Source organism: Azospirillum sp. TSH64, assembly GCF_003116035.1.
In the GTDB taxonomy this organism is placed as follows: domain Bacteria; phylum Pseudomonadota; class Alphaproteobacteria; order Azospirillales; family Azospirillaceae; genus Azospirillum.
The window spans coordinates 6,121,485-6,136,744 of record NZ_LGQW01000015.1; the positions used below are offsets into that span (position 1 = coordinate 6,121,485).

At 67.9% G+C, this 15,260-nt stretch carries 16 protein-coding genes; 13 read left to right on the forward strand and 3 right to left on the reverse strand.

Going from position 1 to position 15,260, the window contains the following annotated elements; genetic code table 11:
• On the forward strand, nt 1-739 hold a 739-nt coding region (locus TSH64_RS29040), incomplete at its 5' end, for a type I glyceraldehyde-3-phosphate dehydrogenase (RefSeq protein WP_109453129.1).
• A gap of 80 nt (nt 740-819) precedes the next feature.
• Here TSH64_RS29040 and TSH64_RS29045 read toward each other — a convergent pair.
• On the reverse strand, nt 820-2,508 hold the full coding sequence (locus TSH64_RS29045) for a cache domain-containing protein (RefSeq protein ID WP_199237693.1): 1,689 nt from the start codon (nt 2,506-2,508) through the stop codon (nt 820-822).
• Between the two features lie 162 nt (nt 2,509-2,670).
• Nucleotides 2,671-3,015: a type II toxin-antitoxin system HicB family antitoxin gene (locus TSH64_RS29050; RefSeq protein ID WP_109450340.1), complete on the reverse strand. Its 345-nt coding sequence runs from the start codon at nt 3,013-3,015 to the stop codon at nt 2,671-2,673.
• A 205-nt stretch (nt 3,016-3,220) separates the two neighbouring features.
• Here TSH64_RS29050 and TSH64_RS29055 point away from each other — a divergent pair, with 205 nt between their 5' ends.
• The 6 genes from TSH64_RS29055 to TSH64_RS29080 all read left to right on the forward strand — a co-directional run bounded on the left by TSH64_RS29055 (nt 3,221) and on the right by TSH64_RS29080 (nt 8,324).
• Nucleotides 3,221-3,670, forward strand: coding sequence for a hypothetical protein (locus TSH64_RS29055; RefSeq protein WP_109450342.1), 450 nt, complete (start codon nt 3,221-3,223; stop codon nt 3,668-3,670).
• Between the two features lie 110 nt (nt 3,671-3,780).
• Complete coding sequence (locus TSH64_RS29060; protein ID WP_247873204.1) at nt 3,781-4,017, forward strand: hypothetical protein; 237 nt, start codon at nt 3,781-3,783, stop codon at nt 4,015-4,017.
• Nucleotides 4,018-4,182: 165 nt separating this feature from the next.
• On the forward strand, nt 4,183-5,112 hold the full coding sequence (locus TSH64_RS29065) for a class I fructose-bisphosphate aldolase (RefSeq protein ID WP_109450344.1): 930 nt from the start codon (nt 4,183-4,185) through the stop codon (nt 5,110-5,112).
• Between the two features lie 3 nt (nt 5,113-5,115).
• Complete coding sequence (gene thiE / locus TSH64_RS29070) at nt 5,116-5,787, forward strand: thiamine phosphate synthase (RefSeq protein ID WP_109450345.1); 672 nt, start codon at nt 5,116-5,118, stop codon at nt 5,785-5,787.
• Between the two features lie 145 nt (nt 5,788-5,932).
• On the forward strand, nt 5,933-6,739 hold the full coding sequence (locus tag TSH64_RS29075) for a TSUP family transporter (RefSeq protein WP_109450346.1): 807 nt from the start codon (nt 5,933-5,935) through the stop codon (nt 6,737-6,739).
• Between the two features lie 265 nt (nt 6,740-7,004).
• The gene (locus TSH64_RS29080) at nt 7,005-8,324 is read left to right on the forward strand and encodes an outer membrane protein transport protein (RefSeq protein ID WP_247873205.1); all 1,320 of its coding nucleotides are present in this window, start codon (nt 7,005-7,007) and stop codon (nt 8,322-8,324) included.
• A 77-nt stretch (nt 8,325-8,401) separates the two neighbouring features.
• Here the strand turns inward: TSH64_RS29080 and epmA are convergent, their stop codons facing one another.
• Complete coding sequence (epmA, locus tag TSH64_RS29085) at nt 8,402-9,469, reverse strand: EF-P lysine aminoacylase EpmA (protein ID WP_109450348.1); 1,068 nt, start codon at nt 9,467-9,469, stop codon at nt 8,402-8,404.
• Nucleotides 9,470-9,825: 356 nt separating this feature from the next.
• On the opposite strand from epmA, the gene efp reads away from it, so the two are divergent.
• The 6 genes from efp (at nt 9,826) to TSH64_RS29115 (ending at nt 15,209) form a co-directional block, all read left to right on the forward strand.
• Nucleotides 9,826-10,392: an elongation factor P gene (gene efp / locus TSH64_RS29090; RefSeq protein ID WP_109048864.1), complete on the forward strand. Its 567-nt coding sequence runs from the start codon at nt 9,826-9,828 to the stop codon at nt 10,390-10,392.
• Between the two features lie 101 nt (nt 10,393-10,493).
• Nucleotides 10,494-11,291, forward strand: a complete 798-nt coding sequence (locus TSH64_RS29095; RefSeq protein ID WP_109450350.1) for an inositol monophosphatase family protein — start codon at nt 10,494-10,496, stop codon at nt 11,289-11,291.
• A 115-nt stretch (nt 11,292-11,406) separates the two neighbouring features.
• Nucleotides 11,407-12,198: an OmpA family protein gene (locus tag TSH64_RS29100; protein WP_109450352.1), complete on the forward strand. Its 792-nt coding sequence runs from the start codon at nt 11,407-11,409 to the stop codon at nt 12,196-12,198.
• A gap of 48 nt (nt 12,199-12,246) precedes the next feature.
• The gene (locus TSH64_RS29105) at nt 12,247-13,440 is read left to right on the forward strand and encodes a flagellar motor protein MotA (protein WP_109450354.1); all 1,194 of its coding nucleotides are present in this window, start codon (nt 12,247-12,249) and stop codon (nt 13,438-13,440) included.
• Between the two features lie 36 nt (nt 13,441-13,476).
• Nucleotides 13,477-14,871 carry a peptidoglycan -binding protein gene (locus TSH64_RS29110; protein ID WP_109450356.1) on the forward strand — a complete coding sequence of 465 codons (1,395 nt, stop codon included), beginning with the start codon at nt 13,477-13,479 and terminating at the stop codon, nt 14,869-14,871.
• Between the two features lie 68 nt (nt 14,872-14,939).
• The gene (locus TSH64_RS29115; protein ID WP_247873206.1) at nt 14,940-15,209 is read left to right on the forward strand and encodes a hypothetical protein; all 270 of its coding nucleotides are present in this window, start codon (nt 14,940-14,942) and stop codon (nt 15,207-15,209) included.
• Nucleotides 15,210-15,260: the final 51 nt, after the last annotated feature.

Here is a 15,260-nt window from a genome sequence, read left to right on the forward strand (position 1 = left end):
CGGCATCGAGATCGCCATGGAATGCTCTGGCATCTTCACCAAGCGCGCCGACGCCGCCAAGCATCTGGAAGCCGGTGCGCAGAAGGTGCTGATCTCTGCTCCGGCCACCGACGAGGACATCACCGTCGTCTACGGCGTCAACCACGACAAGCTGACCGCCAAGCACCGGATCGTCTCCAACGCGTCCTGCACCACCAACTGCTTGGCCCCGGTGGCCTTCGTGCTGAACAACCTCGTCGGCATCGAAAAGGGCTTCATGACCACGATCCACTCCTACACGGGTGACCAGCGGATCGTCGACACCAACCACAAGGACCTGCACCGCGCCCGCGCTGCGGCGCTGAACATGATCCCGACCTCGACCGGTGCGGCCAAGGCGGTCGGCAAGGTCCTGCCGGAGCTGAAGGGCAAGCTGGACGGCACCGCCATGCGCGTTCCGACCCCGAACGTGTCGGTCGTCGACTTCAAGTTCACGTCCAAGCGCGCCACCTCGGTCGAAGAGATCACCAAGGCGATCTCCGACGCCGCCAACGGCCCGCTGAAGGGCGTGCTGGAGGCCTACACCGAGGATCTCGTCTCTACCGACTTCAACCACGATCCGCACAGCTCGATCTTCGCGCTGAACGAGACCAAGGTCATCGACGGCAACTTCGTCCGCATCATGACCTGGTACGACAACGAGTGGGGCTTCTCCAACCGCATGAGCGACACCGCCGTCGCCATGGCGAACGCCAAGTAAGCCTCGCTTCGGCAAGAAAAAGGCGCCTTCCCCACGGAAGGCGCCTTTTTTCTTTGAGATAACCCGTTCCCAGGCCGTCCTCAGGCCGCCCGCACCGTCGCCAAGAAGTCGCCGACCTGCGCGTTCAGCCCGGCGGCCTCGCTTGTCAGCTTGCCGAGCGCGTCGACCAGTTCGCGGGCGGTACGGCCGCTCTCGTCGGACGCGGCGGTGACGCCGGAGATGCTGCTCGACACCTCCCCGGTGCCGGCGGCAGCCTGCTGGACCGAGCGGGTGATCTCCGCGGTTGCGGCGTTCTGCTGCTCGACCGCGGCGGAAATCGCCGTGGCGATGCCGCTCAGCCGCTCGATCACCGCCGCCACCTTCTGGATTTCCGTCACCGCCTGACCGGTCACCGTCTGGATGCCGCTCATCTGGCCGCCGATCTCGTCGGTCGCCTTGGCCGTCTGGTTGGCCAGCGCCTTCACCTCGCTGGCGACGACGGCGAAACCCTTGCCGGCCTCCCCTGCCCGCGCCGCCTCGATGGTCGCGTTCAGCGCCAGCAAATTGGTCTGGCCGGCGATGGAGTTGATCAGCCCGACCACGGTGCCGATCCGCTCGACCGCCTCGGCCAAGCTGCCGATGCGGCCGGTGGCCTGCTGCGCCATGCCGACCGCCTCGCCGGCGACGCGGCTGGCTTCCGACACCTGCCGGCCGATCTCGACGATGGAGCCGGTCAGTTCCTCCGACGCGGCGGCGACGGTCTGCACATTGGCGGCGGTATCGTCGCTGGCGCTGGCCACGATGCCGGCCAACTGGCTGGTCTGCTCCGCCGCCTGCGACATCGCCCGCACCTTCTGCCCCAGCGCGTCGGTGGTGGTGGAGACGGAGCGGATCATGCCGCCCACCGTCCCCTCGAATTTTGCGGCCAGCCGGTCCATCGACCGGCGCTTCTCCTCCTCGGCCCGGCGGGCGGCTTCGGCCTGTTCGGCCTCCAGCCGGCGGCTCGCCTCGGCATTGATCCGGAACACCTGGACCGCACGGCCCATGTCGCCCAGTTCGTCGCCGCTCTCCGTTTCCGGCACGGTGACGGACAGGTTGCCGTCGGCGAGCGCCCGCATGGCACCGGACAGGCGGCGGATGCGCCGGCTGATCGAGTTGCCGACCAGCGCGATCAGCCCCACCACCGGCAGCGCGAGCCCGCCGACGATGGCCGCCATGGTCCACAGGCTGCTGGCGAAGCGGGCGTCCAGATCGTCGATGTAGACGCCGGTACCGATCAGCAATTGCCAGGGCTCGAACATCTTGACATAGCTGAGCTTGGGCAGCGGCACTTCGGCGTTGGGCTTTGGATACATGTACTCAACGAACCCATCACCCTTGGTCCGTGCGGTATCGACCAACGACCGGACGAAATAAACGCCGTTGGCGTCCTTGTTGTCGCGCTGGTCTTTGCCGATGACGTCGGGGCGGACCGGATGGATGACCGTCTGGTAGTTCATGTTCTGGACAAAGATGTAGTCCTTGCCGTTGTAGAACATGGTGTTCAGGTTGGCTTTGAACCGCTCGAAAGCCTGTTCGCGCGTCAGATGTCCCGCCTTGACTTCGGCTTCGTATCCAACGGCCAATCCGTGAGCGGTCTGGACGACGGAGCGCAAGGTCTCCTTGCGCTCGTCCAGCATGTTCCGCTGGTCGAGCCAAAGAGCGGCGACGGCCATCGCGATGGACACGACGCCAGCCAGCACGACCAAGGCCGACAGCTTCGCCCGCAGGGTCAGTTTCAGTGCGCTCATGGGCTATCCCCCCTTCGTTACAGCGGGGGCGGAGCAAGGACGATGCCAACCCGCAAAACGGGATGGCTCCTTGACGCTGCCACGAAAAGGCGAGAGCGCGCCGGGACAATCCGCCGGTCCTGCGAATGGCGGCAAGCAAGCTGCTTCGCATTTTGCGAAAAGTCAGCCCGTCTTGACGTTTGTCACACCCGCGGCGCGGCCCAGGCATTCGGCGATCCAGGCGGACAGGCTCTTGCCCTCCCGCGCGGCGCAGTCGGCGACGGCGCGGTGCAGGATCGGGTTGATGCGGATGGCGAGACGGCCGGAGAAGGGCTGTTCGCCGTCGCCGCCCATATCGCAGGACAGGTCGAGATAATCGTCCACCGCCCGCCGGAAAGACTCCCGCAGCTCGTCCACAGACCGACCGGAAAAGGTGATGCCGTCGTGAGTGTTGATGACTTCGCCAACGAAGACGCCCGCTTCGTTGTCGAAGTCGATCTGGGCCTTGTAACCCTTGTATTCCATCATCGCGGCATTCCCGGGGGAGGTATTCCCATGAAACGGGCGCCGGCGCTCCGGCCCCCGCCCTTCTGTGACTGACCATACTCCGGGTCGGCGACCGCAGGGTTTGACCTGCCTCAATTCTCGCAACCGGCTGGACGGGGCGGCTGGGGTGTGGAGCCGTCCGGCAGGCCCGTCTACAGTGGCCGCCCGACCTCCCCCTGGCGCCCCCATGACCGCATCTCCCTCCGTCCAGCCGGTTCCGGCCCGGCCCATCCTGATCCGCAACCTCGGCGACGCGCTGGCGGCGGCGCGGGCGGCCGGGTCGGCCGGCACGGCGTTGACGCTGATGGCGCCGCCGGCGGGGGGAGCGCTCTGGCTGCTCGGCGTGCTGGAGCGGGTGCGCCGCACCCACCCCGGACTGGCATCGACCGGCCTGCTCGATTGCGGCGACCGCGCCGGGGAGGCGCAGGGGGCGCTGGCGGCCGGCGTGCCCGCCCTGCTGTTCACCGGCCATCCGCTGGCGGCGGAGCGCCTCGCGGCAATCGCCGCGGCCCGTGGCGCCACCCTGTTGACCCGATGCCCGCCGCTGCTCGATCTCGCCGCCGAAGGTCGGGGGACCGACCGCGCCGAAAGGCTGGAGGCCCTATGCCGTGACTGGCTGGCGCGGGACGAAGGATAGGGCCCGCCTACCGCTTTTTCGCACAGCCTCTCCGCGCAAAGGTGGTGTAACGTCACCTTAGGATATTTTTGTGACACGCCGCCCTCCCTCCGATGCCGGATGACCCGCCCATGAGCATCACCTCCCTCACCACGCCGGATCAGACGATTGCGCAACCCCACCGTCCGGGGCAGGCCGCCGGCGGCCGGCACTCCGACCGGATGGGACACAGGCCGGCTCCGGGGCCGGAGAAGATGCGCGGCCTCAAGCTGGTCGCCGTCTGGGTCGGGCTGACCGTTGGGTCCTGGGCGGTGCTCGGCGGGGCCGGATACGGGCTCTACACGCTGGCGGGATCCCTTCTGCCCTAACCCCTTCGGACGGGCTCATGCCCTCCGCAAGGGTCCTGCCCGACCGCAGGCCCTAGGCCGTTCAGGCGTGGCAAATGGCCGCTTTATGCCCCTCCCGCCGTTGCAAAACGGGCCAATCCGGGCTAAGACGGCGCCATTCCAAGAATGCCCAGGGGAAGAGCCACAATGAAGCTCACGCGCCGCGTCAAAGACATTCTCGCCAACTACGAGAGCGACAATCCCGGCACCAAGGCGAATCTCGCCCGCATCCTGATGGAAGGCAAGCTCGGCGGTACGGGCAAGCTGGTGATCCTGCCGGTCGACCAGGGCTTCGAGCATGGTCCGGCCCGCAGCTTCGGCCCGAACGATGCCGGCTATGACCCGCACTACCATTATCAGCTGGCCATCGACGCGGGCTGCAACGCCTACGCCGCCCCCCTGGGCTCGCTGGAAGCCGGTGCCGGCACCTTCGCCGGTTCGATCCCGCTGATCCTGAAGATGAACAGCGCCAACTCGCTGTCCACCCAGAAGGAAGCCGCCGACCAGGCCGTCACCGCCTCGGTCCAGGACGCCCTGCGCATCGGCGCGTCGGCCATCGGCTTCACCATCTATCCCGGCTCCGACGCCATGTACTCCCAGTACGAGGAGTTCCGCGAGCTGTCGAAGGAGGCCAAGTCTTACGGCCTCGCCACCGTGCTGTGGTCCTACCCGCGCGGCGGCGCCGTCACCAAGGATGGCGAACTGGCCATCGACGTGATCGGCTATGCCGCCCACATGGCCGCTCTGCTGGGCGCCCACATCATCAAGGTGAAGCTGCCGTCGGCCACGCTGGAGCAGCCGGAAGCCAAGAAGATCTACGAGTCGAAGAACATCCCCATCGCCACCCAGGCGGAGCGGGTGAAGCACATCATGCAGTGCGCCTTCAACGGCCGCCGCGTCGTGGTCTTCTCCGGCGGCGCCACCAAGGGCGAGGACGCGGTGTTCGAGGACGCCCGCGCCATCCGTGACGGCGGCGGCAACGGCTCGATCATCGGCCGCAACGCCTTCCAGCGCCCGCGCGAGGACGCCCTCAAGCTGCTCGACCGGATCATGAAGATCTACCAGGGCCGGGAGTAACACTTGGCCAAGGGAAAGCCGACGCAGGCGGAACCTGCCTGCCGACTGTACCTCGTGACGCCGCCGGCCCTGGAGCCGGCGGCGTTCGCGCCGATTCTGGCGGAAGCGCTGGATGCGGGCGACGTCGCCTGCGTGCAGCTTCGCCTGAAGGACTGCCCCGAGGACGACATCCGCCGCGCCTGCGACGTGCTGCGCCCGGTCGCGCAGGAGCGTGAGGTCGCCTTCATCCTGAACGACCATCCCCGCCTTGCGCGGGAAACCGGTTGCGACGGCGTGCATGTCGGCCAGACCGACACCCCCTATCGCGACGCCCGCAAGATAATGGGCAACGACGCCATCGTCGGCGTCACCTGCCACGACAGCCGCCATCTCGCCATGATCGCCGGCGAGGAAGGGGCGGACTATGTCGCCTTCGGCGCCTTCTTCCCCACCGCCACCAAGACGGCCGAATACAAGGCCGAGCCGGATCTCTTGAGCTGGTGGTCGGAGCTGATGGAAGTCCCCTGCGTCGCCATCGGCGGCATCACCGCCGAGAATTGCGCGCCGCTGGTCACCGCGGGCGCCGATTTCCTGGCCGTGGTCAACGCCGTCTGGGGCCATCCCCAGGGTCCCGGCGCCGGGGTCCGGGCGCTGAACGCCGCCATCGAGGCTGCACTGGCCGGTCCGGCCGGCTGACATCGACAGGCCGGCCGGGTGTGTGTGTACCGGCCATGCTGAAACACAGCATGCAGGCTCCGCCGAATCATAGTATGCCGGCTCCGCCGATTTACGGATAGGCCGGCTCCGCCGGCGGTGCATCTACGCGGGTTTCCACACAATCATGGACCTCCTGACGCCCGAGTCGCTGGGCATCCTGTTCGCCGTCGGCCTGCTGGCCGGCTTCGTCGATTCGATTGCCGGCGGCGGCGGCCTGCTGACCATCCCGGCCCTGCTGGCCGCCGGCCTGTCCCCGGCGGAGGCCCTGGCGACCGGCAAGCTGCAATCCAGCTTCGGATCGCTGTCCGCCACCATCAAGTTCGTCCGCCGCGGCGAGGTCCATCCGGCGTCGATGCGGACGATGATCCTCTGCACCTTTGTCGGCGCCGGTGCCGGCGCGACGCTGGTGCAGATGCTCGATCCCAGCTTCCTGCGCGACGTCATCCCGATCCTGCTGATCGGCATCGCCCTCTATCTGCTGCTGTCGCCCAAGGCCGGCGACGTGGATGCCCACCAGCGCATCGGCGAGCATGCCTTCGCGCTCAGCATCGGCACCGGCATCGGCTTCTACGACGGCTTCTTCGGGCCGGGCACCGGCACCTTCTTCGCCATCGCCTTCGTCTCCCTGCTCGGCTACAACCTGCGCAAGGCGACCGCCCACACCAAGGTGCTGAACCTGACCAGCAACCTCGCATCGCTGCTGTTCTTCATCGCCGGCGGGCATGTGCTGTGGACGGTCGGGCTGGTGATGGGCGTCGCGCAATATATCGGCGCCCAGGCCGGCGCCCATATGGTGATCCGCAACGGTGCCCGAGTCGTGCGCCCGATGCTGGTGGTCGCCTCCATCGTCATCACCGCCAAGCTGGTCTGGACCGACGAGCACAACATCCTGCGCGAACTGTTCAGCGCCGCAGCCGCCTGGATCGCCTGACCATAGCTTGACAGGCGGCCTCCGCCGCCCCTGGATCCACGTATCTCCGCCGATATTCGACCGTCCTGCCGACACCGCCGTAGGGGTTAACCCCCATCCGGCGGCGCTCGCGCATGCGCCTCCGTCTTTTCCCCTTCCGATTTCGGCAAGGCTCCGCAAAGCTGTTCGTTGAGCCAACAAAAAGTGGTGGCGGCCCCTTTACGTAAGCGTCAGTTCGTGTATCATTGCGTCAATAACACAATTTGGGGAAGGAACGATGTCTCCGATGACGCTCAAGACACGCCTGATGACCGCCGCCGCCGCCATTGCGGTCACCGCGGCGACCGCCTCCACGGCCTTCGCCGCCGGTTTTGCGTTGAAGGAGCAGAGCGTATCGGGTCAGGGCACGGCCTATGCCGGCGTGACCGCCGGCGGCAACGGCGACGCCAGCTCGATGTTCTACAACCCGGCGACCATGGGGCTGGTGACCGGGATCGAGGCGGTGCAGACCGCCACCGGCGTCATCGTGAAGTCGAAGGTCGACAGCGCCAGCGCCAACCGCGCCCGGCGGCTGGGCGGCACCTCGATCAGCGGCAACGCCTCGCCCGGCGACATCGCCCAGGATGCGCTGGTCCCCGCCGGCTACTTCGTCTATTCGATCGATGACGATCTGAAGGTCGGCATCTCGGCCAACGGCCCCTGGGGTCTGGTGACCGATTACGGCGACAGCTGGATCGGCCGCTATCACGGCATCCGTTCCGACCTGCGCACCTACAATTTCGCGCCGTCGGTGTCCTACCGCATCAACCCGATGATCACGCTGGGCGGCGGCGTCCAGATCCAGTATGCGAAGGCCAAGCTGTCGCAGTCGTCCGACTTCGGCGCCAGCCGCCTCGGCCGTCCCGGTTCGCTCGACGTGAAGAGCGACGTGACCGGCGACGACTGGGGCTGGGGCTTCACGCTCGGCGCCCTGATCGAGCCGGTGAAGGGCACCCGCGTCGGCCTCGCCTACCGCTCGGCGGTCAAGCACACGCTGACCGGCAGCATCTCCTTCACCGGCCTGCCGGCGCCGCTGGCCGGTGCCCTGCCCGCCCAGAGCGCCAGCGCCGACCTGACCACGCCGGACATCGCCTCCATCGGCCTGTACCACGAGGTCAACGACCGCTGGGCGGTGATGGCGGACGTGCAGTGGACCAACTGGTCGCGCTTCCGCGAACTGCGTGTCAACATCGCCAATCCGGCGCTCAACTCCGTTACGGAGGAGCACTGGAAGGACACCTGGTATTACGCGCTCGGTACCTCCTACAAGGTGACCGACAAGCTGACGCTGCGCGCCGGCGTCGCCTTCGACCAGGGTTCGGTCGACGTCGAGTACCGCACGCCGCGCATTCCGGAACAGAACCGCTACTGGCTGTCGGCCGGTGCCGGCTATCAGGTCACCGACAATCTGCGCGTCGACGCCGCCTATTCGCATGTCTTCATTCCGAAGACCTCGGTCGCCCTCACCGACGACCTGACCGGCCCCGAAGCCGGCCGCGGCAACCTGAATGCGGACTACAAGAGCAGCATCGACCTGATCGGTCTGCAGGCGAAGTTCACCTTCTAAGCGTCCCCGACTCCCGTTCGCTCTTCCCGCTCGCCAACAAAGCCCCTCTCCTGTCACCGGAGAGGGGCTTTGTCATGTCACACCCCGGCGACCGGCAGCCACAGCACCTGTTCGATGCTCTCGGCGCCGCTGCACAGCATCGCCAGCCGGTCGAAGCCCATGGCGATCCCGCTGCTCTCTGGCATGCCATGCTCCAGCGCCGCCAGGAAATCCTCGTCCACCGGGAAGCGCTCGCCATAGAGCCGCTCCTTCAGCGCCATGTCGGCCTCGAAGCGGGCGCGCTGCACCGCCGGGTCGGTCAGCTCGCCGAAGGCGTTCGCCAGTTCCAGCCCGCAGGCATACAGCTCGAAGCGCTCCGCCAGCCGCGGGTCCTCCGGCTTCGGCCGCGACAGCGCCGCCATGCACAGCGGATAGTCGGTCAGCACGCAGGGCACGCCTTCGCCCAGATGCGGCTCGATCCGGTCGAACATGATGCGGAAGACGATGTCCTCCCAGCGGTCGCCGTGATGGGGCGCGATGCCGATGCGCGCCGCCTCCGCCGCCAGCGCCGCCGGGTCGGGATCGTGGCTGCCGTCGTAGGTCGCCATCAGGTCGATGCCGGCATAGTCGTGAAACGCCTCGGGCACGGTCAGGATTCGCCAGGGCGCGAAGGGATCGCAGGTCATGCCGCGGAAGCCGAAGCTCCGCCGCCCGCCGGCCTCGGCCCCGGCGCACAGCAGGTCCCGGCAATCGTCGATCAGCGTGCGGTAGCCCTCGCCCGCGCGGTACCATTCCAGCATCGAGAATTCCGGCGCATGGGTCCCCGACCGCTCGCCGTTGCGGTAGACATGGGCCAGCTGCCACAGCCGCGGCACGCCCGCCACCAGCAGCTTCTTCATGGCGAATTCCGGGCTGGTGTGCAGGTAGAGCCGCCGGCTGTCGTCGGGGTGCGGTCCCCGCAGTTCGGTGGCGAAGGCCTGGAGATGCGGCTCCATCCCCGGCGACACCTGAAGGGCCGGCGTGTCGACCTCGATGAAGGCCAGCTCCTCGAACACGCGGCGGACGGCGTTCAGCACCCGGCCGCGCGCCGCCAGATAGGGCCGGCGGCGGGCAAGCGCCTCGGGATGCCAGGGGGGAAGTTCGGCGGATCGGAGGGGGGCGGACATGTCGGCGCGCTCTTGATGGACGGTCGAAAGGGGTACGGCCGCATCAGAGCATCGACGGCCGGCGTACTCAAGCCGGCTTGGGATTGGTCACAGCCGCGGCCTGTGATAAACTCCGCCCATCGCCACCGAACCGCCGGGGCGGCACGGCTGGAACACTGAACAGGGCCGGGAAAAGCGTTTCAAACGTTCCAAACGTCCCATTGCTGGAGCCGTTCTAAACCCGGCGGGCCGGTTTGGCGAAGAATCGCCTGTCAATCGGCCGGATTGCGCGCCGTCATCGTTCCGCGCCGTTGCCTACAGGCGGTCAAGCTGGTAGGGTCCGCGCCGCCCATATTTCTGGAAGTCATGAGTAAGCCATGAAGGTCAATGCCAACACGATGCGCCCCGGCCATGTGCTGGAGCACAACGGTAAGCTCTGGGTCATCACCAAAACCGCCATCGTGCAGCCTGGCAAGGGCGGCGCCTTCATCCAGCTGGAAATGAAGGACGTTCGCACCGGCAACAAGTCGATCGAGCGGTTCCGCACCCAGGAGACCGTTGAGCGCGCTCGCCTGGACGAGCATGAGATGACCTTCCTCTTCGCCGAAGGTGACAGCTTCACCTTCATGGACAAGGAAAGCTTCGAGCAGGTCGCCATCCCGCGCGACATCATCGGCGAACCGGCCGTCTTCCTCCAGGACGGCATGGAAGTCACCGTGCAGAGCCACGAAGGCTCGCCGCTGGGCGTCGAGATCCCCGGCAAGGTGACGCTGCTGATCACCGAGTCCGACCCGGTGGTGAAGGGCCAGACGGCCTCTTCGTCCTACAAGCCGGCCAAGCTGGAGAACGGGGTGTCGATCCTGGTTCCGCCGCACATCGAGGCCGGGACCCGCGTCGTCGTCGACACCGCCAGCGGCGAATACGTCGAGCGCGCCAAGGACTGATCCTTTCCAAGGTCCGTCCTGCCATCACCGGTCTTCGCCATGCGCGGAGGCCGGTGTATTGTTTTCTGGTTCCTGCTGCACGAAACGGTACACCAACACCCATGGCCACCCGCTCCGCTCTCATCAACGTCATGGTCCGCGCCGCCGAAAAGGCCGCCCGGGGTCTCGTCCGCGACTTCGGCGAGGTCGAACACCTCCAGGTGTCGCGCAAGGGACCCGCGGACTTCGTGTCCGCCGCCGACCTGAAGGCCGAACGCACCCTGCGCGAGGAATTGCAGAAGGCGCGGCCCGAATTCGGCTTCCTGATGGAGGAGAGCGGCGCGTCCAAGGGCAGCGATGCCGAGGCGCGCTGGATCGTCGATCCGCTCGACGGCACCACCAACTTCCTGCACGGCCTGCCGCACTGGGCGATCTCCATCGGTGCCGAGCGCAACGGCGAGATCGTCGCCGGCGTGATCTACGCTCCCATCGGCGACCAGCTGTTCTGGGCCGAAAAGGGCGTCGGCGCGTACGTCAACCACACCCGCCTGCGCGTGTCAGAGCGCCGCCGGCTGGAGGATTGCGTCATCGCCACCGGCATCCCGTTCAAGGGCCGCGGCGACCACGCCACCTTCCTGAAGGAACAGGAAGCGGTGATGAAGGAGGTTGCGGGCATCCGCCGCTTCGGCGCCGCCTCGCTCGACCTCGCCTACACCGCCGCCGGCCGATTCGACGCCTATTGGGAACGCGGGCTGGCTCCCTGGGACTGCGCGGCCGGCGTGCTGATGGTCACCGAGGCCGGCGGTTTCGTCGGCGAGATCGAGGGCGGCCGCAACCCGGTCTTCACCGGCAACGTCCTGGCGGCCAACAGCCACCTCCAGGTTCCGGTTTCCCGCCTGTTGAAGTCCGCCAAGGGCTGACCTCCGCCCCGCCCGTCCGCCGCCTTCCCGAACGGAGACGGCGGATGAGCGGTTGTGGCTGGAGCGATCGATAGGCTATGGTTTGCGGGACAAAGGTTTAACGGGACACATCGTTTTGCGCCGCTGGGGACACGCCGACCGCAAGCACCTTGCCGCCGCCGCTCTGTGCGCGGTCTGGACGCTCTCTCCGGCTGCCCTGTCGGCGGCTGCCCCGGCCAGCAACGCCGCGGCGACTCCTGCCGCGACGCCCGCCGGCCTGACGCTGGAGAATGCGGTCCCCCTGTCGGTCCCGCCGCGCCCCAGCCTGCGCACCCCGCCGCCGGTCAAGGCGCCGCCGCGCCTCACCCTGCCGCAGCCGCTCGAAGCGCCGCCGCCGCCGTCCTTGACCGAAGGCCCGGCCCAGCCGGCTCCGCGGTCGACCACCGCCCGCAACCAGCCTCCGGCCGCCGTTCCCGCCCAGCCGCAGCAGCCCGCAGCCCAGGGGACGCCCGCCGCTCCGGCGCCCGTCACGCCGGCTCCGGCCGCGCCGCGGACCGACACGGCCGCACTACCCCCTCCCCCGGAGGCGGCACCTCCGGCGGCTAGCCTGCCACCTTCGAGCGTTTTGAGCCTTGTGTTCCCGGCCGATGCCACCAATCTGCCGGATGCGGCGGACGCCGTGGTCGACCGGATCGTCGAGCGGTTGCGCGCCAGCGACACCGCGAGGCTCCAGCTTCGCTCCTACGCCAGCGGCACGCCGGATACGGCGCGCGAGGCACGGCAGCGGGCGCTGGCCCGGGCGCTGGCATTCCGCGAGCGGCTGACCGCTTTCGGGATCCGCAGCACCCGCGTCGATGTCCGTGCGCTGGGCCTGGACGAGGGCGGTGGGGTTCCCGACCGCATCGACGCCGTATTTCTGAACGAGTAGCGCCCACACCGTGCGCGAGGTCTGATCGGAACACCCCTTCGGAGCATCATGACCGCCATAATCCCGACGACCCGACCGCAGGAGGTATCCGCCCTCATGACACGCCCGGAGCGGTTCCTGACCCGGATGATCCTGTTCCTGGTCGTGGTCTGCGCGGTGACCGGCCTGCTGTTCCCCGCCTTGCGCTCGGCCTTCCTCAACAACGCCCCGCTGAACGGCGTCATCCTGGCGACCTTGCTCGCCGGCATCGCCTTCATCTTCCGGCAGGTTCTGATGCTCCGTCCCGAAGTGGCGTGGCTGGAGCAGTACCAGAGCGGCGTCGCCCCCGCCTCCCTTCAGGAGCCGGTTCTGCTGGCGCCGATGGCGCGCATGCTGGGCGAGCGGCGCGGCCGGCTGACCCTGTCGGCGCTGTCGATGCGCTCGATGCTGGACGGCATCGCCTCGCGCCTCGACGAATCGCGGGAGCTGTCGCGCTATCTGATCGGCCTGCTGATCTTCCTCGGCCTGCTCGGCACCTTCTGGGGCCTGCTGCACACCGTGCAGTCGGTGGGCGGCGTCATCGGCAGCCTGTCGGTGCAGGGCGGCGACGTCGGCAGCATGTTCTCCCGGCTGCAACAGGGGCTGGAAGCGCCGCTGGTCGGCATGGGCACCGCCTTCTCCTCCTCGCTGTTCGGTCTGGCCGGATCGCTGGTGCTGGGCTTCCTCGAACTCCAGGCCAGCCAGGCCCACAACCGCTTCTTCCAGGATCTGGAGGACTGGCTGTCCAGCGCCACCCGCCTGTCGAGCGGGGCCGCCGGCGGGCTCGAGTCGGGCGACCATGCCGCGTCGGCCTATCTGACCGCCCTGCTGGAGCAGACCGCCGAGAACCTCGATTCGCTCCAGCGCACCGTCGCCACCGCCGAAGAGGGCCGGCGCGCCGCCAACGCCAATTTGATGGCGCTGACCGAGCGTCTGTCGAGCCTGACCGACCATATGCGGGCCGAACAGCAGCTTCTCCTGCGCCTTGGCGAGAATCAGCTGGAGGTGAGGGGTCTGCTCGACCGGCTGGCGGAGAATTCCGGCGCCGGCTTCGACGACGCCTCGCGCCAGCATCTCCGCAACATGGACATCTATCTCGCCCGCATCGTCGAGGAATCCTCCAACGGACGGGTCCAGGCGGTGCAGGAGATCCGCAGCGAGATCAAGCTGCTGGCCCGCACCATCGCCGCACTCGCCGAAGAAGCCGACCAGCAGCCGCGCTGATACCCAGACCGTCACAGGCCAACGCCGGGAGCATCCATGGCCAGCATCAGCCGCCGCAACGGCCACCGCGACGCCAGCGCTTGGCCCGGCTGGGTCGACGCCCTGTCGTCGCTGGTGATGGTCGTCATCTTCCTGCTGATGGTCTTCGTCGTGGCGCAGTTCTACCTCGCCACCGCCCTGACCGGCCGCGACGAGCAGCTGACCGCCCTCAATCACAAGATCGCGGAGATGAACGACCTGCTGGCGATGGAGCGTGACGCCAACGCCGACCTGCGCGTCAACATCACCCAGCTGTCGACCGAGTTGCAGACCTCCGTCACCACCCGCGACGACATGACCTTGAAGCTGAGCCAGGTTCAGGAGGACCGCGACCGCACCGCCCGCACGCTGGAGGAACTTCAGCGCAATGTCCGCGTCGACCGCGAATCGCTGGACCTCAAGCTGAAGGAGATCCTCAGCCTCCAGGCCGACATCAAGGCCCTGCGCGACGCCCGGCAGAAGCTGGAAGGTGAGCTGGCCGCCGCCATGGCCGCCACCAAGCTGACCGAACAGCAGCGCCAGGCCCTGCTGGCCGAACTCGGCACCACCCGCGACCGGGCCAAGGCCCTGGAATCGGAGCTGGCGTCGGCCACTGAGAAGACGATGCTGGCGCAGAAGGAGATCGACCAGCGCGACATCCGCCTGAAAGGGTTGGAGTCGCAGCTGGCCGGCAGCCGCACCCAGGCCCAGAAGGATCTGGAGCAGCGCGACCTGCGCATCCGCGACCTGATGGCCTCCCTGACCGGCGAGCAGGCGGAGGGCACCAAGAGCAAGCAGCAGATCGACCTGCTGAACCAGCAGCTGCTGGCGCTCCGCGACCAGCTCGCCCGCATCGGTGCGGCGCTGGAGACGTCGGAGAAGGCGTCGGCGGAGCAGAAGGTGCAGATCGCCGAACTGGGGGCCCGGCTCAATCAGGCGCTCGCCGCCAAGGTCCAGGACCTCGCCCGCTACAAGTCGGAGTTCTTCGGCCGCGTCCGCGAGGCGCTGGGCAGCCGGCCGGACGTGCGGATCGTCGGCGACCGCTTCGTCTTCCAGTCGGAACTGCTGTTCCCGTCCGGATCCGCGACGCTGGAGGAGGCCGGCAAGCAGCGATTGGCCGACCTCGCCCGCACCCTGATCGAGATTGGCAAGGCTATTCCCTCCGACATCAACTGGGTCCTTCGGGTGGACGGCCACACCGATATCAAGCCGGTGCGCTTCCAGTTCGCCTCCAACTGGGAACTGTCCTCGGCCCGCGCACTGTCGGTGGTCAAGTTCCTGATCGACCAGGGCATCCCGGCGGAGCGGCTGGCGGCCGCCGCCTTCGGCGAGTTCCAGCCCATCGACCCCGGCACCTCGGACGAGGCGCTGGCGAAGAATCGCCGCATCGAGATCAAGCTGGACCAGCGCTGAGCGGAACCCCGCCGCGCGGCTGGCTGTTTTCCTTCCATCGACGCTCTTGTCGACATGAGGAACCAGCCATGATGAAGACTGTCTTTGCCGCCTTGTCGGTCGCGGTGCTGGCCGGCGGCATCGCCGCCCTGCCCCACCCGGCCGAGGCGAAGGGATGCGTGAAGGGTGCCGCCGTCGGCGGCGTCGCCGGCCATATGGTCGGGTCGGGCCATGGGGTGGCGGGCGCCGCGCTCGGCTGCGCGGTCGGCCATCACGAAGCCAAGAAGAAGGATGAGGCCGCCAAGAAGCAGGCCGAGCAGCAGCAGGACCAGCACGGCAACAACCAGCCGCCGAAGTGAGCGCTGTCAGGTAAGCGTTTCCAGGCGGGATGGAGCGGCTATGGGCCTGGT

Excerpts from the sequence above, each read along its gene's own strand:
- TSH64_RS29105 (WP_109450354.1), top strand. The coding sequence starts at position 12,247 with ATGACCGCCATAATCCCGACGACCCGACCGCAGGAGGTATCCGCCCTC.
- efp (WP_109048864.1), top strand. The coding sequence starts at position 9,826 with ATGAAGGTCAATGCCAACACGATGCGCCCCGGCCATGTGCTGGAGCAC.
- TSH64_RS29060 (WP_247873204.1), top strand. The coding sequence starts at position 3,781 with ATGAGCATCACCTCCCTCACCACGCCGGATCAGACGATTGCGCAACCC.
- TSH64_RS29080 (WP_247873205.1), top strand. The coding sequence starts at position 7,005 with ATGACGCTCAAGACACGCCTGATGACCGCCGCCGCCGCCATTGCGGTC.
- TSH64_RS29050 (WP_109450340.1), bottom strand. The coding sequence starts at position 3,015 with ATGATGGAATACAAGGGTTACAAGGCCCAGATCGACTTCGACAACGAA.
- TSH64_RS29055 (WP_109450342.1), top strand. The coding sequence starts at position 3,221 with ATGACCGCATCTCCCTCCGTCCAGCCGGTTCCGGCCCGGCCCATCCTG.
- TSH64_RS29045 (WP_199237693.1), bottom strand. The coding sequence starts at position 2,508 with ATGAGCGCACTGAAACTGACCCTGCGGGCGAAGCTGTCGGCCTTGGTC.
- TSH64_RS29075 (WP_109450346.1), top strand. The coding sequence starts at position 5,933 with ATGGACCTCCTGACGCCCGAGTCGCTGGGCATCCTGTTCGCCGTCGGC.
- TSH64_RS29095 (WP_109450350.1), top strand. The coding sequence starts at position 10,494 with ATGGCCACCCGCTCCGCTCTCATCAACGTCATGGTCCGCGCCGCCGAA.
- epmA (WP_109450348.1), bottom strand. The coding sequence starts at position 9,469 with ATGTCCGCCCCCCTCCGATCCGCCGAACTTCCCCCCTGGCATCCCGAG.
- TSH64_RS29110 (WP_109450356.1), top strand. The coding sequence starts at position 13,477 with ATGGCCAGCATCAGCCGCCGCAACGGCCACCGCGACGCCAGCGCTTGG.
- TSH64_RS29065 (WP_109450344.1), top strand. The coding sequence starts at position 4,183 with ATGAAGCTCACGCGCCGCGTCAAAGACATTCTCGCCAACTACGAGAGC.
- TSH64_RS29115 (WP_247873206.1), top strand. The coding sequence starts at position 14,940 with ATGATGAAGACTGTCTTTGCCGCCTTGTCGGTCGCGGTGCTGGCCGGC.